We start from the raw sequence: 19,072 nt of genomic DNA, 5'->3' as shown, positions 1-19,072 counted from the left end.
CTGCGGCCGGGCTGGCCTTCGGCCGCCCGCCGTGCCGCCGCGCCGCCATCGGCGAGGGCCGTGTTGGTGCCGCCGCGCTGGCGCTTGACCTCGACGGTCACCGCCTTGGAGCGGCCGTGGCTGAATTGCTGGCGCACCTGCCCCCCATCACCCGGCTTTCCACCGAGGGTGAGCTTGGGCTTCGCACTGCCCAGCGACAGCGTCTTGCGATCCTGTTCCTTGCTATCCGTCATATCGTCCAGCGTGATCCGCCGCTATCCCTGCACAGAGAAGGCCGGCGCGGCATTCGATGCCTCGTCGACCACACCACGTCCAGCCGGTCCGTCGGCTCGACCACGAATTCCGTTCAGCCGTGCCGCTTCCGCGACCAGCCGCTCCGCCAGTCCGCCGCGAGCAATCGCAGCGTGTACCATGCGGTCCCGGGCAAAGGCCATCCCGAGTGTGTCAGCGGAGAAGATCTCCACAAGTGGCACCGGCCGGACCGCGGCGGCCAAGGCTGCCAGCTTGGCTCGCCCGTCCGCCGCACCGTCGGATGCTGCCAGCAGCACCGCGGCGCGGCCCTCGGCCAGCCACGCATGCACTTTCTCATATCCGGCCACCGCCTGTCCCGCGCGGCGTGCCATCCCGATGAGATCGATGCAGCTCCGATGCAGGAGCGCCTCGACCCGATCGACCAGATCGTCCGGGGCACGGACCGACTGGCGCGCCGCCTTGGCGAACAGGCCCTTGGCCTGGGCCCGGCGCAGCGCCTCGCGCTCGGCGGACACCCACAGGCCGCGGCCGGGCAGCCGTTCCGCCAGATCGGGCACGACCTCGCCATCGGGGCCGACGACGAAGCGAATCAGCTCCGCCTTCGGCCGCACGGCTCCGGTTGCGATGCAGCGCCGCTCGGGCCCTTCGGCCTCGGGCAGGTCTGCGTCCTCGGGGGAAATGGCGGTCGGGTCGCTCAGGCCTTCTCCTCCTCCTCGAACCAATGGGCCCGCGCCTGCATGATCAGGGCGTTGGCATCGTCGAGGGCAATCGTCTTCTCGCCAAGAATCTCGACCAGCTCGTCGCCGGCCAGATCCGCCAAATCGTCCAGGGTCTTGACCCCGTTCTCGCCGAGCTTGACCAGGATCGCCGGGGTCAATGCCTCCAGCGCCGCCAGGTCGTCGACCACACCGAGTTCCTTATACCGCAAGGTCAGCAGCCGGTCGCGCTCCGCGAGCCAGCGCAGCGCGCGCTCCTGCAACTCGCCGGCCACGCCCTCGTCGAAGCCCTCGATCTCCGCCAGCTCGTCGAGCGGCGTATAGGCGATCTCTTCGACCTGGCGGAAGCCCTCGGCCACCAGGAGATGGGCGATGACATCGTCGACGTCCAGGGCCTCCATGAACAATTCGCTGCGCAGCTTGGTCTCTTCCTGGCGGCGCTCGCTCTCCTCGGCCTCGGTCAGGATGTCGATGTCCCAGCCGGTCAGCATCGAGGCGAGGCGGACATTCTGGCCGCGGCGGCCGATCGCCAGCGACAGCTGGTCGTCCGGCACCACCACCTCGATCCGGTTCTGGGTGTCGTCGAGCACGACCTTGGCCACCTCGGCCGGGGCCAGGGCGTTGACCACGAAGGTGGCAGCGTCCCCGGACCAGGGGATGATGTCGATCTTCTCGCCCTGCAGCTCGCCGACCACGGCCTGGACGCGGCTGCCGCGCATGCCGACGCAGGCGCCGACCGGGTCGATCGAGCTGTCCTTGGAGATCACCGCGATCTTGGCGCGGCTGCCCGGGTCGCGGGCCACCGACTTGATCTCGATGATGCCGTCATAGATCTCCGGCACTTCCATGGCGAACAGCTTGGCCATGAACTGGCCATGGGTGCGCGACAGGAAGATCTGCGGCCCGCGCGGCTCCTCGCGCACGTCGTAGATGAAGGCGCGGACGCGGTCGCCGACCTTGAAATGCTCGCGCGGCAGCAGCTCGTCGCGGCGGATGACGCCCTCGGCCCGGCCGAGATCGACCGTGACGTTGCCGTATTCGACGCGCTTGACCGAGCCGTTGACGATCTCGTCGACACGGTCCTTGTATTCCTCGAACTGGCGGTGGCGCTCGGCCTCCCGCACCTTCTGCACGATCACCTGCTTCGCCGTCTGGGCGGCGATGCGGCCGAAATCGATCGGCGGCAGGTCATCGATGATGAAATCGCCGACCTTCTTATCCGGCCAGCGCTTGGCCGCATCCTTGGCGTCCAGCTGCGTGGCCTCGTCCTCGACCGTCTCGACGATCTGGCGGTAGCGGCGCAGCTCGATATCGCCCGACTTGCGGTTGATATAGGCGCGGATATCGTGCTCATGGCCGTATTTGGAGCGGCCGGCTTTCTGGATGGCCTGCTCCATCGCGGTCAGCACCTCGTCGCGATCGATGCTCTTCTCGCGGGCCACGACATCGGCAACGTGCAGCAGTTCCATAGCCTTGGGCGTTCCTATGCGTCTTGGGTGTCGGGCTGGGCGGCAGCTGCGGCTGCCTCGGCCTGCTCGACCTCTGCGGCGGCGGCATCGATCAAGGCGTCGGTGAGGAGCAGCTTCGCCCGCTGGATCTCGGCAAAGGGCAGCCGTACCGGCTCCTCCCCGATCTCCTCGGACCGCAGCAGCACCGTCTCGCCCTCGATCCCGGCCAGGACACCGCGGAAGCGCTTGCGGCCGTCGACCGGGACCCGCGTCTCGAGCCGCGCCTCGTGGCCGAGGAAGCGCTCATAGTCGACGGGCCGGGTCAGCGGACGGTCGATGCCGGGGGAGGAGACCTCGAGGGTGTAGGCGGTCTTGATCGGATCCTCGACATCGAGAATGGCCGACACCGCGCGGCTGATCTCGGCGCAGTCTTCCACGGTCATGCCGCGGCGGTCGATCCGCTCGGCCATGATCTGAAGCTGCGGCCTGTGCTCGCCGCCGGTCATGAGAACACGCACGACCTCATAGCCCATCGCTTCGAGCGACGGCGCCACGATCGTGCGCACCTGATCCACTTGCGTCATCCTCTCCGGCATTCCCCGCGTCCAGAGCCTTGGAAAGCCGTCACCACAACGAAAAAAGGCGGGCCGCAGCCCACCCTCTCATTCGTTTGACCGAACCATAGTCAAGTCAAACGCTATGGGTAACTGCGGTGATATATAGCGATCCACGACGAATACGCAACCTGATTCGGCCGGGAAGACGCGATCGGGATCCCACGGCCCTGCGGAAGGGCCGCTATCCCCGCGGCCGGCGGCGGAAGCGCAGGTAGTAGGGGCGGCCGTGCAGGGCCTTCTCCTCGTAGCGGGTCGGCGGCCAGTCGGCCGGCCGCTCGCGCCAGTCGGCCGGCCCCTCGGCGGTCCAGGCGAAGGCCGGATTGCGGCGGACGCGCTCGAGCGACCAGTCCAGCAGGGGCGCGTCGTCCGTGGCGATGCGCAGCTCGCCGCCGTCCTTCAGGAGGCGAGCCAGGTCGGCCACGGTGTCGTCCTGGATGAAGCGGCGGTTGTGGTGGCGCAGCTTCGGCCACGGGTCGGCGAACAGCAGGAAGAGGCGGCCGACCGAGCCGTCCGGCAGCCGGTCCAGCAGCGGCCGCGCGTCGTCCGGCCAGACCCGGACCATATCCAGGCCGTCGCGCTCCACCGCCGCCAGCAGCGTCGACATGCCGTTGATGAAGGGCTCGCAGCCGATGAAGCCGATATCGGGGTGATGCGCCGCCTGCCAGGCCAGGTGCTCGCCGGCACCGAAGCCGATCTCGACCCACAGCTCGCGCGGCGGACGCGGGAACAGGGCGGCCGGCTCCAGCGCGCTGCCGTCCGAGAGCAGCGCTACCGTCAGCCGCGGCAGCAGGGTGTCGATCAAAGCAGCGCGGCCGGCGCGGAGCTTTCGCCCCTGGCGCCGGCCGTGGAAGTGGCGGCGCCTTTCGGCGCCGCCGTCGGGCTCGGTCATCGGATCAGAAGGCGGAGCGCAGGTCGTCCACCAGGTCCGTCCGCTCCCACGAGAAGCCGCCATCGGCCTCCGGGTTACGGCCGAAATGGCCGTAGGAGGAGGTGCGGGCGTAGATCGGCCGGTTCAGGCCGAGATGGGTGCGGATGCCGCGCGGGCTGAGATTGACCAGCTGCTGCAGCACGTCGGACAGCTTGTCCTCGTCGACCCGGCCGGTGCCCTGGGTGTCGATGTAGACCGAGAGCGGATGGGCGACGCCGATGGCATAGCTGAGCTGGATCACGCAGCGCTCGGCCAGTTCGGCCGCGACCACGTTCTTGGCCAGGTAGCGCGCGGCATAGGCGGCCGAGCGGTCGACCTTGGTCGGATCCTTGCCGGAGAAGGCGCCGCCGCCATGCGGGGCCGCGCCGCCATAGGTGTCGACGATGATCTTGCGGCCGGTCAGGCCGGCATCGCCGTCCGGGCCACCGATGACGAAGCGGCCGGTCGGGTTGACGTAGAAATGCGGCTCGTCGCACATCCAGCCCTCGGGCAGGACCGCCAGCACATAGGGGCGGACGATCTCGCGCACCTCGGCCTGATCCAGGCCTTCGGCATGCTGGGTCGAGACCACCACCGAGGTGGCGGCGACCGGACGGCCGTTCTCGTAGCGCAGCGAGACCTGCGCCTTGGCGTCGGGGCCGAACTGCGGCGCCTTGCCGGAATGGCGGGCGTCGGCCAGGCTCTTCAGGATCTGGTGCGAGAACTGGATCGGCGCCGGCATCAGCGCCGCGGTCTCGCGGCAGGCATAGCCGAACATGATGCCCTGGTCGCCCGCACCCTCGTCCTTGTTGCCGGCGGCGTCGACGCCGACGGCGATGTCGGCCGACTGCTGGTGCACCAGCACGTCGACCTGGGCGTTGCGCCAGTGGAAGCCGTCCTGCTCATAGCCGATGTCGCGCACCGCCTGGCGGGCTGCGTTCTCCAGCAGTTCCGGGGTGATCGAAGCCGGCCCGCGGACCTCGCCGGCGATCACCACCCGGTTGGTCGTTGCCAGCGTCTCGACCGCGACCCGGGCCTCGGGATCGGCACCGAGATAAAGATCGACGATGGAATCCGAAATGCGGTCGCAAACCTTGTCGGGGTGCCCTTCCGAGACCGATTCGCTGGTGAAGATGTAGTTGCCTTTGGCCACGTCGAACCCCTGGCTGCCATGAATGATGGGTGTGAAAACGTCGTACGGCGGCGACCGGGCTTTTTCGCAGGGGCCACGGGCGCGGTCAAGTGCAGGAGATTCAGCTGTCCTCGCCGCCGGTCTCGTCGGCTCGCGCCCCGGACATGGCCTTGAGCAGGTCCAGCACGCGCCGTCGGGTCGCATGGTCCTCGACCCGGTAATAGGCGCGGATCAGCTCCAGCGTCTCGCGGCGCTGCATCGGGTCGGGTCCGGCATCGTAGGGCTCGGCCTCCTCGGCCAGGCCCGGCGCCGACGCTCCGGCCAGCGGAGGCGCGTCCTCGAAGAAGAAGTCGACCGGCACTTCCAGCACCCGGCTGAGCTGGTGCAGGCGGCTGGCGCCGATGCGGTTGGAGCCGTGCTCGTATTTCTGGATCTGCTGGAAGGTCAGCCCGATCGCCGTCGCCAGCTTGGCCTGGCTGAATCCCAGCAGGGTCCGCCGGAGGCGGATGCGGCCGCCGATATGCACATCGAGCGGGCTGGGTTCGTCATTCCGCGGACGACCACGTGGCCGTTTCGGGGCGTCGGGTGCGGCCACGCACTACTCCGCAGCAATTTGCAAGGGGCCGGATGCGATCGTTTCGCGAGGCGCGCATCCTAATGCGCGAAGCCAGGCAACATCAAGGCAGTCCGGGGAGGGGCCGGGAGTACGATCGATCAAGCCCGCCGCCCGATGCGGCCGGCCAGCAGCCCCAGGAGCAGCAGCAGCCAGAAGCCGGCATCGCCCCAGCGTGCGTAGGGCGTCTCGGGCAGCGCCGCCGGCAGGGCGGCGTCGAGGATGCCGGCCGTGCCCAGGGCGAGCTCGCCCTTGACCCGGCCATAGGCGTCGACCACGCCGCTGATGCCGGTGTTGGCGGCACGCACCAGCGGCAGCCCTTCCTCGACCGCGCGGGTCCGGGCAATGGCGAAATGCTGGTGCGGCCCGCTGGTCTGTCCGTACCAGCCGTCATTGGTGACGTTCAGCATCCAGCCCGGCCGCGGGGTGGCCGGATCCAGCACGGCGCCGGGGAAGATCGCCTCGTAGCAGATCTGCGGGCTGACCGGCGGCAGGCCGGGCAGGTCGATGGTGCGCGGCCCCGGCCCGGGCGAGAAATCGACCGACCCGGCGGTGATCTTCTCGATGCCGAAGGGCGCCAGCAGCGCGCGCAGCGGCACATATTCGCCGAACGGCACCAGATGCGCCTTGTCGTAGGTGGCCAGGACCGTGCCGGCGCGGTCGACCGCGTAGATGCTGTTCCAGGCCTCCAGCGGCTCGGTGCCGTAGGGCGTGGCCCGGGTGGCGCCGACCAGGGCCAGGGCCCCGGGCGGCAGAAGCGAGCCGAGCGCCTTCTGCGCCTCCGGCTCCCAGGACAGGGTGAAGGGCACCGCGGTCTCGGACCAGATCAGGGCGGTGACATGCTCGATCCCCGGCGCGGCCGACATCGCCAGCTGCTTGTTGAAGTTCTCGATCCGCTTGTCGCCGGACCATTTGTCGGCCTGGGAGATGTTCGGCTGCACCAGGCGCAGGTTGACGCCGGGTACAACAGCGCCGTCATCGCCCGTCAGGCGCCAGGCGCCCCAGCCGGCGATCGCCGCGAACAGGGCGATGCCGGCGGCAGTGGCCGCAAAGCCCTGCCGCCGCGGGCCGGCCAGAGTCGCCGGCAGGGTGGCGGCGGCCACGGTCAGGACGCTCAGCCCGTAGATGCCGATCACCGAGACGCCCTGCAGCACCGGCAGCCAGCCGACCCAGGTGTAGCCGATCAGGTTCCAGGGGAAGCCGGTCAGGACATGGCCGCGCAGCCATTCCGCCAGGCCCCAAGCCACGGCCAGGGCCAGCGGCCCGCCCCAGCCGGCGCGGCGCAGCCCGTAGAAGCCGAGCCCGGCCAGGCCGGTGAAGATCCCGAGCAGCGCCGGCAGGCCGGCCATGGCGAAGGGGATCATCCAGAAGAAGCGCGGGTCGACGGTCAGCGCCCAGGACACCCAGTACAGGCCGGGCACGAAGAAGCCGAAGCCGAAGGCCCAGCCGGTCAGGAAGGCGGACCAGCCGCTGCGGGCGCCGGCCAGCAGCCAGAACAGGCCGGGAAAGGCCAGCCACAGCAGCGGCGCGGCGTAAAGCGGCGGCACCGACAGGCTGGCCAGGACGCCGAGGCCGACAGCGGCACCGAAGCGGCGCCAGCGGCCGAGCCCGGCGATGCGGGCGGCGAGGCCTTCGATACCAGGACCGGGCCGCGGCCCGGCCGTTACCTCACGCAGCGTCGGCGCCGTCCTTGCGGCGGATGCGGAGGCGCTTGATCCGGCGCGGATCGGCATCGATCACCTCGAACTCGAACCCCTTGGGGTGGGTCAACAGCTCGCCCCGCGCCGGGATCCGGCCGGCGAGGGCGAAGACGAGGCCGCCGAGCGTGTCGATATCGTCGCGCTCATCCTCCTCCAGCACCGCGCCGACCTTGGCCTCGAAGGCCTCGATCGGCAGGCGGGCGTCGGCGATCAGCGTGCCGTCCGGCTTCTCGACCAGCTGCGGCGGCTCGTCGACGTCGTGCTCGTCCTCGATCTCGCCGACGATCTCCTCGACCAGATCCTCGATCGTGACCAGCCCGTCGATGCCGCCGAACTCGTCGATTACCAGCGCCATGTGCTGGCGCTTCTCGCGCATCTGCAGCAGCAGGTCGAGCACCGGCATCGACGGTGCGACGATCTGGACCGGGCGCAGGATCTCGGTCAGCGATTTCGGCGCGTCGACGTCGCCGGCCCCGGTCCGGCTCAGCGCCGCCACCACGTCCTTGACGTGGATCATGCCCAGCGCATCGTCCAGGTTGTCGCGATAGACCGGCATCCGGCTGTGCGCCTCGCGCGCCAGGATGTCCAGCACGCCGGGCAGGGGCGTGCCGACCTCGACCCCGACGATGTCGGCCCGCGGCACCATCACGTCGATGGCGGTGCGGCCGCGCAGCCGGAGGATGTTGCCCAGCAGCATCCGCTCATGCCGGGCAATCGGGGCTTCGTCCTCGCCCTCGTCGCCGTCCTCGATCAGCTCCTCGATGGTCTCACGCCAATCCTCCTCGCTCTTGCCGCGCAGCAGGCCGCGCAGCCAGCTTCGCAGCGGAGTCGCGTCGGAGGAGCGGGAAGGTCGACCGGAAGATGTGTCGGACATGGCCTCAGGCAGGTGGGTCGGAATAGGGATCGGCAATGCCGAAGCGGGCCAGGATCGCGGTTTCGATCCGCTCCATCGCCTCGGCCTCGGCATCGGTCATGTGGTCGTGGCCCAGCAGGTGCAGGATACCATGGACCACCAGGTGGCGGGCATGGTCCGCGGGCGCCTTACGGTCGCGTTCGGCTTCGGCCAGCACCGTCTCCAGCGCCAGCACCACGTCGCCCAGCACCAGCGGGGCGCCCGGAAAGTCGGGCTCGTCGGCCTCGGTCAGGGCGAAGGACAGCACGTTGGTCGGGGAATCCTTGCCGCGATAGTCGCGGTTCAGCCGCTGCACCGTGGCGTTGTCGGCAAACACCACCGACAGCTCGGCCGGACGGCCTGGTTCGATCGTGACGCCGGGCCCGGTCCCGGCGGCGACTGTATCTTCGACCAGCGGGTCGAGGGCCGCGGTCAGCGCATCCTCGTCGGCGAAGTCGGGGCCGAGCGCCGACCAGCCGGGCGCATCGATGCTGACGGTAAGGTCGATCACGGCTGCGGCTTCCGGGCGCGGTCCGCTGCCTCATAGGCGCGCACGATGCGCGCCACCAGCGGGTGGCGCACCACGTCGCGGTCGGTGAAGCGGACGACGCGGATGCCTTCGGTCCCGTCCAGGATCTCCAGCGCGTCGACCAGGCCGGACTTGTCGCCGGGGCGCAGATCGATCTGGCTGATGTCGCCGGTGATCACCATGCGGCTGGCCTCGCCCATGCGGGTCAGGGCCATGCGCATCTGCATCACCGTGGTGTTCTGCGCCTCGTCCAGGATGACGAAGGAATGGGCCAGGGTGCGGCCGCGCATGAAGGCCAGCGGCGCGATCTCGATCACGCCGGTCTCCATGTGCTTGGCCACCTGCTCGGCCGGCAGCAGGTCATAGAGCGCGTCGTAGAGCGGGCGGAGATAGGGGTCGACCTTCTCCTTCATGTCGCCGGGCAGGAAGCCCAGCCGCTCCCCGGCCTCGACCGCGGGGCGGGACAGCACGATGCGGTCGACCCGGCCGGCGATCAGCATCGACACCGCCTGGGCGACGGCGAGATAGGTCTTGCCGGTGCCGGCCGGGCCGACGCCGAACACCATCTCGCTCTGCGCCAGCGCCTCGATGTACTCGGCCTGGGTCGGCGAGCGCGGGCCGATGCGCTTGCGCCGGGTGACGATGGCGCCGTCGGATTTCAGCAGCGCATCGCGCAGCGGCGCCCCGTCGCCGGCCGGCGCGTCGCGCACCAGCCGGATCACGCCGTCGATGTCGGCGCCGGTGACGCCCTGGCCCTGGGACAGGCGCTGCCACAGCGTCTCCAGCACCAGCCGCGCCTGCTCCACCGGCTCGGCCGGGCCCTTGATGGTGACGGTGTTGCCGCGCGAGGCCAGCGACACGCCCAGCTGGTGCTCGATCCGCAACAGATGGGTGTCGTGCTCGCCATACAGCAGCGGCAGCAGCCGGTTGTCGTCGAAGCTGATCTCGGAGCGCTGGGTCGCGGGCCTGGCCCCGGGCTTGGTCCCGGTCCTCGACTGGGCCGGCATCAGCCCGGAATTCTCTGAGTCGCGCGTCACGCCGCCTCCTCCGCATCGGCCAGCATGATGGTGCCGGCCAGGCTCAGCAGCTTGCCCTCGGTGATGCGGACCGGCTGGACGGTGCCGAGCAGCCGGGCCGGCGCGTCGAGATGCACCGACTGCATCCACGGGCTGCGGCCCTGCAACTGACCGGGCCGGCGGCCCTGGCGGTCCAGCAGCACCGGCATCACGCGCCCGGCCATGTCCTGGTTGAAGGCGGCCTGCTGCGCCCATAGCAACTGCTGCAGCGCCTGCAGCCGCTCGTCCTTCGCCGCCTCGGGCAGCTGATCGTCCAGCGCCGCGGCCGGGGTGCCGGGGCGGGCGCTGTACTTGAAGCTGTAGGCCTGGGCGAAGCCGATCTCGGTCACCAGCTTCAGCGTGTCGGCGAAGTCGCGGTCGGTCTCGCCCGGGAAGCCGACGATGAAGTCGGAGGACAGGGCCAAGTCCGGCCGGGCTGTGCGCAGCCGGTCGACGGTCCGGCGGTACATGTCGCCGTCATGCTTGCGGTTCATCGCCGCCAGGATGCGGTCCGACCCGCTCTGCACCGGCAGGTGCAGGAACGGCATCAGCTGCGGCACGTCGCTGTGGGCGGCGATCAGGTCGTCGTCCATGTCGCGCGGATGGCTGGTGGTGTAGCGGATGCGATCGAGTCCGTCGATTTCGGCCAAAGCGCGGATCAGCCGGCCCAGGCCCCAGGCCGACCCGTCCGGCCCGTCGCCATGGAAGGCGTTGACGTTCTGGCCCAGCAGGGTGATCTCGCGGGCGCCGGCGGCGACCAGGCGGCGCGCCTCGCCCAGGATGCCGGCGACATCGCGCGAATATTCGGCGCCGCGGGTATAGGGCACGACGCAGAAGGTGCAGAACTTGTCGCAGCCCTCCTGCACCGACAGGAAGGCCGCGGCGCCCTGCACGCCCTGTTCGCCGGGCAGGTGGTCGAACTTGCTCTCGACCGGGAAGTCGGTGTTGACCAGCGGCTTGCCGGCCTGGCGGTGGGCGCGGGCCACCATCTCCGGCAGCTGGTGGTAGGTCTGCGGCCCGAACACCATGTCGACCCATGGGGCGCGGCGGGCGATCTCCTCGCCCTCGGCCTGGGCGACGCAGCCGGCGACGGCGACGATCATCGGCTCCTCCCCGGCCTTCGCCTGCTTGTGCGGGCGCAGCCGGCCGAGGTCGGAGAACACCTTCTCGGTGGCCTTCTCGCGGATGTGGCAGGTGTTGAGGATGACCATGTCGGCCCCCTCCGGGCTGTCCGCCAGGGCATAGCCGAGCGGGGCCAGGATGTCCGCCATACGACCGCTGTCGTAGACGTTCATCTGGCAGCCCCAGGTCTTGATGAACAGCTTCTTGCTGGCTGCGGTGGTCACGCGCGCGGGTCCGATCCGGTCCAGATCTCGATGGAATTGCGATGATAGATCACGGCGGCGCCGTCGAAAATCAAGCGTTGCCTCATGCGGCGCGGCGCTGATCGGGTATGTTGTCGTCCGCCGCATCCGGCAGGCGGCCGGCATTGGCGTCGGATACGCCGGCCGCGATGGCGCGCCAGCAATGGTCCGCCAGCGCCTTGCGCGACCGCACGGTCTCCAGCGTCACCGGCGGGTGGAAGATCACGATGATCCTGAGGCGCCCCTGCTTCACCACGTTCCACAGATGCGGCACCAGGTCCATGTCGCCGTACCACGCATAGATCGGGCGCAGCCGCCGGCCCAGCGGGATGCCGTCCAGCGTGGTGCAGGCCAGCGACACCGGCTGCACCGTCAGCGGCTTGCCGTCGATGCGCAGCCCGGCGGCGGCGAACAGGGCGCTCTTGAACGGCAGGGTGCGGTTGCCGTCGCTCGACGTGCCTTCCGGGAACAGCACCAGGTTGTCGCCGGCCTCGAGCCGCGACTGCAGGCTGTCGCGCTGCACATCGGCCGACCCCCGCCGGTTGCGGTCGACGAAGACGGTGCGCTGCAGCCGCGCCAGGGCGCCGAAGAACGGCCAGGTGCCGACCTCGGTCTTGGCGACGAAGCTGCCGGGGATCAGCGATCCCAGCACCTCGATGTCGAGATAGGACAGGTGGTTGGAAACGAACAGCGTCGGCGCCGCGGTCGACATCGTGCCCCGGATCTCGACGCCGAGGCCGAGGATGCGGCAGCAGGTCCGGTGGTAGAACACCGGCAGGCTGGTCTGCAGCCGCCAGCCGAAGCGCACGGCCAGGGCCTGCACCGGCATCAGCATGACGGTCCAGGGGACATAGACCGCCAGCCGGGCCACCGCCCGGAGCTTCGACCCGAGACGGGTGCCCGCCATCGCGCCGCTCAGTCCTTGCGGAAGGCCAGGATCGGCCGCTGCTCGCGCTTCAGCTCGTAGTGCTTGAAGTACTTCTCGGTCACCAGGTCGGTCTTGACGATGATGGCCACGTCGGTGGTGCCGAACTGCTCGTCGATCACCGCGCCATCGCCGACATGGCCGCCGAGGCGGAGATAGCCCTTGATCAGCGGCGGCAGGGCCGCGATCGCCTCGCGCTGGTCGATCTCCGTCAGCGGCAGCAGCCGCATGTCGGTGTAGCGTTCCGGCAGGGCCTTGGGCCGCAGCGCAGGCGGCGCGAGATGATAGTGATAGAGGTAGGACAGCGGCAGCTTCAGCGCCTCGGCGTCGATCCCGGGCAGGCTGGCGCAGCCGAACATGATCTCGATGTCATGCTGGAACAGATAGGCGGCGATGCCGCGCCACAGCAGCTGCATGGTGCCGCCCGAGCGATAGGGGCCGGCGACGCAGGACCGCCCGAGCTCCAGGATCCGGCCGGGATGGGCCTCGATCTTGGCGATGTCATATTCGCTGGCGGAGTAAAAAGCGCCGATCCTGGCCGCCCCGTCGCGCTGGATCAGCCGGTAGGTGCCGACCACGCCCTGGGCGCCCTTGCCGCGCGCATGGTCGATCACCAGCAGGTGGTCGGCCACGTCGTCATAGGCGTCGAAGTCCCGGCCGGCGGCGGCCATCTCGATCGAGGGCTTGGCCGCCATTTCCTGGTAGAAGACGGCATAGCGCAGCTCCTGGGCCGCCCAAATCTCCTCCTCCGTCTCGGCCAGCCGGACCTCGAGATTGCCTGCGCGCAGACTGAATCCGTGGTCATCGACGAAGGTTGTGACTGCCATGCTGCGTCCGTCCGCTCTAATTCCCCCGAGGCGCCGCGGCGATTCTCGTGTCACCGCACAAGGCGCTCGCCCAATTATAAAGCAGAACGGTTACAAATGTGCGCTGATTTCTCGGCAGGGCCGCAGCCCCTGGCCGGGAGCCGGAAACCGGGCGGTTCGTCGGGCGACGGACCGCCGCGATTTGGGGTCAGTCCCGCCGGGCGCGGGTGCCGAGGCCGATCTGCTTGGCCAGCTTGCTGCGCTGCTTGGCGTAGTTCGGCGCCACCATCGGATAGTCGGCCGCCAGGCCCCAGCGATCCCGATACTCGTCCGGGGTCATGTTGTATGCCGTCTTCAGATGCCGCTTCAGCATCTTCAGTTGCTTGCCGTCCTCGAGGCAGATGATGTAGTCCGGCGTCACTGACTTCTTGATGGGAACCGCCGGCTGAGGCTTCTCCGCCACCGGCGTCGGCTCAGTCCCCAGGCCATTCAGCGCACGAAAGACTTGTTCGATCAGGCCCGGCAGGTCGGAGATCGCAACGGTATTGTTTCCTACATGTGCCGCGACGATTTGGCTCGTAAGGTTCATCAAATCGCTGGACGGCGTTTCATTGCTCATGTTCATACTCCCGCGGCACGAGTGTTGGGTATATAAGTCGGCCAGTACTGGACTGCAACACGAATCGCCATGAAAATCGAGAAAGCGTCATGAGCAATCAGCCACCGGTCCGGACTCTCGATGTAACGGCGGAGGTCTGCCCTTTCACTTTCGTCAAAACCAAGCTGCTGCTGGAAGATATGAAGCCCGGCGAAGTGGCGGAAATACGGCTGAACGCGGGTGAGCCGCTGATCAATGTTCCGCGCTCGGCGACGGAAAGCGGCCATCGCGTGCTGTCGGTGGAACCCGAGGATGCCGGCGAGACTCGCTGGCTGGTGCGGATCGAGCGCGGCCCGAAGGGCTGATCGCGGACGATCCTACCTGAGGTTTCTCTACACAATCGTGTAGTTGACTTTTATTTCACGCCCTGTCACGCCCCATGGCATGCCTTAAGGCTTCCCGCCCGAGGAGGATACCCGTCGATGCGCTCTCATCGCACACCCGGTCTGGCCGCGTTGGCCCTGATGCTCGCTTTCGCCGGCGGTCCGCCGGCCCTGGCCCAGGACGCATTGCCGGACGGCATCACCCCGGCCGCCGATCCGTCGGCAATCCCGGCGACGGCCAAGGCCCGCAAGGACACCGTCGTCGCCTCGATCAGCGCGCCGCAGGGCGTGTTCAACCCCTATTTCTTCACCAATGGCTGGGACGAGAACGTCACCAACGTGATCTTCGGCCGGCTGATCAACTATGACAGCCAGGGCAAGCTGATCCCGGAGCAGGCGGAGTCCTGGACCGTCAGCCCGGACAACCTCGTCTACACCATCAGGCTGCGGCCCGGCCTGACCTTCAGCGACGGGTCGCCGCTGACCGCCGAGGACGTCGCCTTCACTCTCACGGTGCTGCACGACCCGACGCTGGAGAGCGAGACCGACATCACGCCGGCCGCGATCGCCGGCGGGGCGGAGTACAAGGCCGGCAAGGCCGACAGCATTGCCGGCATCAAGGTGATCGACCCGCAGACCATCGAGATCTCCACCACCCGGCCCGGGGCCAAGACGCTGGCCCTGCTGGGCGGCCCGGTGCTGTCCAAGGCGCATTACGGGAAGGGCTTCGCCCGCGGCCAGCTCGACGGCATCCGCGCCCTGGGCGGCGATCCGCTCGGTGCCGGCCCCTATGTCTTCGACAAGTTCATCCCCGGCCAGGAGGTACGGTTCCATGCCAACCCGCACTACTTCAGCGGCCAGCCGGCGGTGGAGCATTTCATCTACCGGATCACTTCGGACGCCACCAAGCTGCAACTGTTCCAGACCGGCGAAACCGATTATGACGGCTTCACGGTCAGCCAGGACAATGTCGACGCGCTGCAGAGCCTGGGCTTCGCCACGATCAACCTGTACGGCTCCAGCGACTACAGCATGATCGAGTTCAACCCGAAGGATCCGCTGCTGCAGGACCCGCGGGTGCGGCACGCCCTGACCTACGGGCTCGACCGCCAGACCCTGGTGACGGTGGTCTATCAGGGCTATGGCCAGGTCGCGACCCAGCCGGTGGCGCCGATCTCCTGGGCCTACGACGCCAACGCCGTCGACCCCTACGCCTATGATCCGGCCAAGGCCGCGGCGCTGCTCGACGAGGCCGGCTGGAAGCTCGGTGCGGATGGCATCCGGGCCAAGGACGGCCAGCGCCTGTCGTTGCGCCTCCTGGCCACCAAGTCGCTGTTCAACGACGCGCTGATCCCGATCGCCCAGGAGAACTGGAAGGCGATCGGCGTCGACCTGGTGCCCGAGGTGTCGGACTTCAACGCGTTGCTGGCCAAGCGCAAATCCGGCGACTACAACCTCGCCACCTTCCGCACCTCGACCATCAACGACCCGCATGAGGGGGTCGAGGACTTCCTGTCGACCGGCGATGTCGGGCGGCTCGGCTACCATGACGACGAAGTCGAGCGGCTGATTCTGGCGGGCAACGCCACGCTGGATCCGGAGAAGCGCAAGCCGATCTACCACCAACTGTACAAGGCGCTGGCCGACAACCCGCCGGTGATCTTCCTGGCCTACCGCAAGATTCTGTCGGCCACCGACGCCCGGGTCGAGGGCTTCAAGCCGGACATCTACAACGGCATCGTCGCCAGCCTGCCGAACCTGAAGATCGTGCAGTGACGGTTCTCGCTTACCCAGAACCGTCATTGCGAGGAGGCGAAGCCGACGAAGCAATCCAGGGGCCGGTACGAGCTGCCCTGGATTGCTTCCCTCGGCTCAACGCCGGGGTCGCAAAGAAGGTTTGGGAGGGAGCCGGTGGCTCCCGATGAGGAACTTCATCATCCGCCGCCTGCTGCTGGCGGTGCCGATGCTGCTGGGGGCGTCGGCACTGATCTTCTTCATCTTCGCCCTGACCCCGGGCGATTTCATCGACGGCAACATCAACCTGACGCCGGAACGGGCGGCGGAGCTGAAGTCGCTGTACGGGCTCGACCGGCCGGTGCTGGACCGTTATTTCGATTGGCTGGGCCGGCTGCTGACCGGTGATCTCGGCTATTCGATGCAGTACCAGACCCCGGTCGGCACCTTGCTGGACCAGTATATCTGGAATTCCTTCCTGCTGGCTGGCACGGCGATGCTGCTGTACTGGACCCTGTCGCTGCTGGCCGGGGTGACGGCGGCGGTGAAGCCGTATTCCTGGTACGACCGGCTGGTGACGCTGGCAGTGTTCGCCGCCATGTCCTTCCCGGTCTTCTTCCTGTGCCTGCTGCTGATCAAATGGTTCGCGGTCGACCTGCGCTGGCTGCCGGTCGGCGGCATGATCAGCACCGGCAGCGAGGCGACGGGCTGGCCGCTGGTGGTCGAGATCGCCGGCCACATGGTGCTGCCGGTGCTGGTGCTGACCGCGCTGCAGGCCGGCAGCCTGACTCGCTACATCCGCGCCAGCATGCTGGAAGCGCTGTCGATGGACTTCGTCCGCACCGCCCGGGCCAAGGGGCTGAAGGAGCGCACGGTGGTGCTGAAGCACGCGCTGCGCAACGCCCTGCTGCCGATCATCACCCTGCTGGGGTTCGAGCTGCCGGGCCTGTTCTCCGGCGCCATCGTCACCGAGAAGATCTTCAACTGGCCGGGGGCCGGCCACATCCAGATCGACACGCTGGCGGCGCGCGACTATCCGGTGCTGATGGGCTTCACCATGGCGCTGGCGGCGCTGACCATTCTCGGCAACCTGATCGCCGACATCGCCTATGCCGCGGCCGACCCGCGCATCCGGCTGCGGCGGCGCTAGGTCATGGCGTTCGCGTCGCTACTGAACCCGTTCCGCCGCCGCCGGGCGCGGGAGGCCGAACTGATGGACCTCGCCGGCCGTCTCGCCGTCACCCGCTCGCCGCTGGGCGACGCGCTGTGGCGGCTGCGCCGCAACAGCACCGCCCTGGTCGCGGCGGCGGTGCTGCTGGTGATCGTCCTGATCTGCGTCGTCGGGCCGTGGATCAGCCCCTGGGACCTGAACGCGACCGACGCGCTCAGCCCCAACCGCCCGCCCAGCCTGCGGCACTGGCTGGGCACGGATTTCCTCGGCCGCGACATCCTGGCCCGGCTGATGGCGGCCGGCCGGATCTCGCTGACCGTGGGTCTCGCCTCGGTGCTGCTGTCGGTGGTGGTCGGCTACATCGCCGGCGCCGTGGCCGGCTATCTCGGCGGGCTGGCCGATGCCGTGATCATGCGCGCCGCCGACATCGTGATGACGATCCCGACCCTACCGCTCTTGATCATCCTCGGCGCCGTGCTGTCCGAGCTGAAGGTGCCGCCCGACCAGCGGATCTATCTGGTCGTGCTGATGCTCAGCCTGCCGAACTGGATCCGCGTCGCCCGGCTGGTGCGGTCGCAGATCCTGTCCCTGCGCGAGCGCGACTTCATGGTGGCGACCGAGGTGCTGGGCCTGCCGCTGTACCGCCGGCTGTTCCACCATCTGCTGCCGAACACCGTGCCGATCCTGATCGTGGTCGCCACCGTCGGCGTCGCCGACGCGATCCTGAACGAGGCCTATCTCAGCTATCTCGGCCTCGGCGTGGTGCCGCCGACCCCGTCCTGGGGCAACATGATGGACACTGCCAACAGCTTCGTCGACTTCCAGCGCCGGCCCTGGCTGTGGGTGTCGCCTGGGGTGGCGATCTTCCTGACCGTGGTCGCCATCAACGTCCTGGGCGACGGGCTGCGCGACGCGCTCGACCCCAAGATGAAGCGGTAGCCATGCTGGTCGAGTTCCAGAACCTGTCGGTTCAGTTCCGCACCGAGGACGGTGTCGCCCGGGCGGTGACCGAGGTCAGCTTCGGCATCGCCGAGGGCGAGACCGTCGGCGTGGTCGGCGAATCCGGCTGCGGCAAGAGTGTCACCGCCCTGTCGCTGATGGGGCTGCTGCCCCGCCCGGCCGGGCGGGTTTCCGGCGGCCGCATCGTCTATCGCGGTCGCGACCTGCTGGCCCTGAGGCCGGAGGAGATGCGCGGCCTGCGCGGCAACGAGATCGCCATGATCTTCCAGGAGCCGATGAGCGCGCTGAACCCGGTGCTGACCATCGGCGAGCAGATCGTCGAGCCGCTGGTCGAGCATCGCGGCCTGGCGCCGAAGGCGGCCTGGGACGAGGCGATCGCGCTGCTGGACCGGGCCGGCATCGCCCGGGCGGATAAGATCGTCGAGGGCTATCCGCACCAGCTGTCGGGCGGGATGCTGCAGCGGGTGATGATCGCGATCGCGCTCAGCTGCGGCCCGAAGCTCCTGATCGCGGACGAGCCGACCACCGCGCTCGACGTCACCATCCAGGCCCAGATCCTGGAGTTGCTGGGGCGGCTGAAGCGCGAGCAGGGCACCGCGCTGATGCTGATCACCCACGACCYCGGCATGGTGGCGGAGCTCGCCGACCGGGTGGTGGTGATGTATGCCGGACGGGTGGTCGAGACCGGGCCGGTGCGCGACATCCTGCTGCGCCCGAAGCATCCCTACACCCGCGGCCTCCTGGCCTCGCGCCCGGTGCCGGGCCAGCGCCGCCGCCGGCTCGACTCGATCCCGGGCCAGGTGCCCAGCCCGGCGCATCTGCCCGCCTGGTGCGCCTTCGCCGACCGCTGCTTCGCCGCGGCCGATGTGTGCCGCACCGGCATCCCGGTGCTGGAGCCCGCCGGCGGGCCGCACCGCGCCGCCTGCTTCCTGGCGCAGCAGGGGGCGATATGAGGGGCGGGCGCAATATGAGCAGAGCGGCGAGTGCCATCGTTCTCTTGTCCCCCCTCCCCTTGCGGGAGGCTAGGGCATTTACAGATTGGCGGCCAAGCCAGCAGCGAAGGCGCGGAAGAAGGCCAAGCCGTTGTGGAAGGTGATGGGTCCGGGCGGTTTGGCTTCGTATTCGTGCCAGCCGCCGAGCTTTGCGATGACCCATGCGGCCCAGGAGAGGGAGGCCTCGGGATGGGGGTTCTTCTGGCGGGCGATCTTGCCTTGCAGGCGTTGGTTGAGCACGGCCAGGGCGGTGATCTCGTGAGGTGTGAAGGCGAGGC

General features: G+C 68.9%; 20 protein-coding genes and 1 pseudogene. 5 read left to right on the top strand and 16 right to left on the bottom strand.

What is annotated here, in order from left to right:
• The 15 genes from AB4Z01_RS32985 to AB4Z01_RS32915 form a co-directional block, all read right to left on the bottom strand.
• Nucleotides 1-233, bottom strand: a 233-nt coding sequence (locus tag AB4Z01_RS32985; RefSeq protein ID WP_441700627.1) for a translation initiation factor IF-2 associated domain-containing protein, incomplete at its 3' end; no start/stop codon positions are given.
• Between the two features lie 21 nt (nt 234-254).
• On the bottom strand, nt 255-974 hold the full coding sequence (locus AB4Z01_RS32980; RefSeq protein ID WP_441700626.1) for an RNA-binding protein: 720 nt from the start codon (nt 972-974) through the stop codon (nt 255-257).
• Nucleotides 947-2,437: a transcription termination factor NusA gene (gene nusA, locus AB4Z01_RS32975; protein ID WP_441700624.1), complete on the bottom strand. Its 1,491-nt coding sequence runs from the start codon at nt 2,435-2,437 to the stop codon at nt 947-949. The genes AB4Z01_RS32980 and nusA overlap by 28 nt, the downstream gene beginning before the upstream one ends.
• A gap of 14 nt (nt 2,438-2,451) precedes the next feature.
• Entirely contained in the window at nt 2,452-3,000 is a 549-nt protein-coding gene (rimP, locus tag AB4Z01_RS32970; protein WP_429224892.1) for a ribosome maturation factor RimP, read from the bottom strand.
• A gap of 214 nt (nt 3,001-3,214) precedes the next feature.
• Nucleotides 3,215-3,922 carry a tRNA (guanine(46)-N(7))-methyltransferase TrmB gene (gene trmB / locus AB4Z01_RS32965; protein ID WP_441700622.1) on the bottom strand — a complete coding sequence of 236 codons (708 nt, stop codon included), beginning with the start codon at nt 3,920-3,922 and terminating at the stop codon, nt 3,215-3,217.
• A gap of 4 nt (nt 3,923-3,926) precedes the next feature.
• Nucleotides 3,927-5,093: a methionine adenosyltransferase gene (gene metK / locus AB4Z01_RS32960; protein ID WP_441700621.1), complete on the bottom strand. Its 1,167-nt coding sequence runs from the start codon at nt 5,091-5,093 to the stop codon at nt 3,927-3,929.
• Nucleotides 5,094-5,193: 100 nt separating this feature from the next.
• Nucleotides 5,194-5,667, bottom strand: coding sequence for a helix-turn-helix domain-containing protein (locus AB4Z01_RS32955; protein WP_441700619.1), 474 nt, complete (start codon nt 5,665-5,667; stop codon nt 5,194-5,196).
• Between the two features lie 119 nt (nt 5,668-5,786).
• Nucleotides 5,787-7,418, bottom strand: a complete 1,632-nt coding sequence (lnt, locus tag AB4Z01_RS32950) for an apolipoprotein N-acyltransferase (RefSeq protein ID WP_441700617.1) — start codon at nt 7,416-7,418, stop codon at nt 5,787-5,789.
• Complete coding sequence (locus AB4Z01_RS32945) at nt 7,354-8,259, bottom strand: hemolysin family protein (protein ID WP_441700615.1); 906 nt, start codon at nt 8,257-8,259, stop codon at nt 7,354-7,356. The genes lnt and AB4Z01_RS32945 overlap by 65 nt, the downstream gene beginning before the upstream one ends.
• A gap of 4 nt (nt 8,260-8,263) precedes the next feature.
• A complete protein-coding gene (ybeY, locus tag AB4Z01_RS32940) occupies nt 8,264-8,788 on the bottom strand; it encodes an rRNA maturation RNase YbeY (RefSeq protein WP_441700613.1) in 525 nt (174 codons plus the stop codon).
• Nucleotides 8,785-9,843, bottom strand: coding sequence for a PhoH family protein (locus AB4Z01_RS32935; RefSeq protein ID WP_441700612.1), 1,059 nt, complete (start codon nt 9,841-9,843; stop codon nt 8,785-8,787). Before AB4Z01_RS32935 ends, ybeY begins: the two co-directional genes overlap by 4 nt.
• The gene (gene miaB, locus AB4Z01_RS32930; protein ID WP_441700610.1) at nt 9,840-11,207 is read right to left on the bottom strand and encodes a tRNA (N6-isopentenyl adenosine(37)-C2)-methylthiotransferase MiaB; all 1,368 of its coding nucleotides are present in this window, start codon (nt 11,205-11,207) and stop codon (nt 9,840-9,842) included. Before miaB ends, AB4Z01_RS32935 begins: the two co-directional genes overlap by 4 nt.
• An 82-nt stretch (nt 11,208-11,289) precedes the next feature.
• Entirely contained in the window at nt 11,290-12,132 is an 843-nt protein-coding gene (locus AB4Z01_RS32925) for a lysophospholipid acyltransferase family protein (RefSeq protein ID WP_441700609.1), read from the bottom strand.
• An 8-nt stretch (nt 12,133-12,140) separates the two neighbouring features.
• Nucleotides 12,141-12,977: a GNAT family N-acetyltransferase gene (locus tag AB4Z01_RS32920; protein WP_441700607.1), complete on the bottom strand. Its 837-nt coding sequence runs from the start codon at nt 12,975-12,977 to the stop codon at nt 12,141-12,143.
• A gap of 187 nt (nt 12,978-13,164) precedes the next feature.
• Complete coding sequence (locus AB4Z01_RS32915; protein ID WP_441700605.1) at nt 13,165-13,575, bottom strand: MucR family transcriptional regulator; 411 nt, start codon at nt 13,573-13,575, stop codon at nt 13,165-13,167.
• 89 nt (nt 13,576-13,664) lie between these two features.
• On the opposite strand from AB4Z01_RS32915, the gene AB4Z01_RS32910 reads away from it, so the two are divergent.
• From AB4Z01_RS32910 to AB4Z01_RS32890, 5 genes are all read left to right on the top strand, one after another.
• Nucleotides 13,665-13,919, top strand: coding sequence for a sulfurtransferase TusA family protein (locus tag AB4Z01_RS32910; RefSeq protein ID WP_225770409.1), 255 nt, complete (start codon nt 13,665-13,667; stop codon nt 13,917-13,919).
• Nucleotides 13,920-14,036: 117 nt separating this feature from the next.
• Nucleotides 14,037-15,713 carry an ABC transporter substrate-binding protein gene (locus AB4Z01_RS32905; protein WP_441700603.1) on the top strand — a complete coding sequence of 559 codons (1,677 nt, stop codon included), beginning with the start codon at nt 14,037-14,039 and terminating at the stop codon, nt 15,711-15,713.
• Between the two features lie 145 nt (nt 15,714-15,858).
• Nucleotides 15,859-16,821, top strand: coding sequence for an ABC transporter permease (locus AB4Z01_RS32900; RefSeq protein ID WP_441700602.1), 963 nt, complete (start codon nt 15,859-15,861; stop codon nt 16,819-16,821).
• A 3-nt stretch (nt 16,822-16,824) separates the two neighbouring features.
• On the top strand, nt 16,825-17,781 hold the full coding sequence (locus AB4Z01_RS32895) for an ABC transporter permease (protein ID WP_441700600.1): 957 nt from the start codon (nt 16,825-16,827) through the stop codon (nt 17,779-17,781).
• Between the two features lie 2 nt (nt 17,782-17,783).
• Entirely contained in the window at nt 17,784-18,755 is a 972-nt protein-coding gene (locus AB4Z01_RS32890) for an ABC transporter ATP-binding protein (protein WP_441700598.1), read from the top strand.
• 78 nt (nt 18,756-18,833) lie between these two features.
• Here AB4Z01_RS32890 and AB4Z01_RS32885 read toward each other — a convergent pair.
• Nucleotides 18,834-19,072 (bottom strand): annotated as a pseudogene (locus AB4Z01_RS32885) (IS4-like element ISSysp3 family transposase); the annotation flags it as partial.

This window comes from Inquilinus sp. YAF38 (assembly GCF_052113205.1).
In the GTDB taxonomy this organism is placed as follows: Bacteria; Pseudomonadota; Alphaproteobacteria; order DSM-16000; family Inquilinaceae; genus Inquilinus.
The sequence above is the reverse complement of the archived record's forward strand: the minus strand, read 5'-3'. Positions and strand labels throughout refer to the sequence as shown.

Coding starts and splice junctions, on each gene's coding strand:
- AB4Z01_RS32945 (WP_441700615.1), bottom strand. CDS start 8,259: ATGTCCGACACATCTTCCGGTCGACCTTCCCGCTCCTCCGACGCGACT.
- nusA (WP_441700624.1), bottom strand. CDS start 2,437: ATGGAACTGCTGCACGTTGCCGATGTCGTGGCCCGCGAGAAGAGCATC.
- lnt (WP_441700617.1), bottom strand. CDS start 7,418: ATGCCGATCCGCGCCGGATCAAGCGCCTCCGCATCCGCCGCAAGGACG.
- rimP (WP_429224892.1), bottom strand. CDS start 3,000: ATGACGCAAGTGGATCAGGTGCGCACGATCGTGGCGCCGTCGCTCGAA.
- AB4Z01_RS32895 (WP_441700600.1), top strand. CDS start 16,825: ATGGCGTTCGCGTCGCTACTGAACCCGTTCCGCCGCCGCCGGGCGCGG.
- trmB (WP_441700622.1), bottom strand. CDS start 3,922: ATGACCGAGCCCGACGGCGGCGCCGAAAGGCGCCGCCACTTCCACGGC.
- AB4Z01_RS32920 (WP_441700607.1), bottom strand. CDS start 12,977: ATGGCAGTCACAACCTTCGTCGATGACCACGGATTCAGTCTGCGCGCA.
- AB4Z01_RS32915 (WP_441700605.1), bottom strand. CDS start 13,575: ATGAGCAATGAAACGCCGTCCAGCGATTTGATGAACCTTACGAGCCAA.
- AB4Z01_RS32900 (WP_441700602.1), top strand. CDS start 15,859: ATGAGGAACTTCATCATCCGCCGCCTGCTGCTGGCGGTGCCGATGCTG.
- AB4Z01_RS32910 (WP_225770409.1), top strand. CDS start 13,665: ATGAGCAATCAGCCACCGGTCCGGACTCTCGATGTAACGGCGGAGGTC.
- AB4Z01_RS32925 (WP_441700609.1), bottom strand. CDS start 12,132: ATGGCGGGCACCCGTCTCGGGTCGAAGCTCCGGGCGGTGGCCCGGCTG.
- AB4Z01_RS32905 (WP_441700603.1), top strand. CDS start 14,037: ATGCGCTCTCATCGCACACCCGGTCTGGCCGCGTTGGCCCTGATGCTC.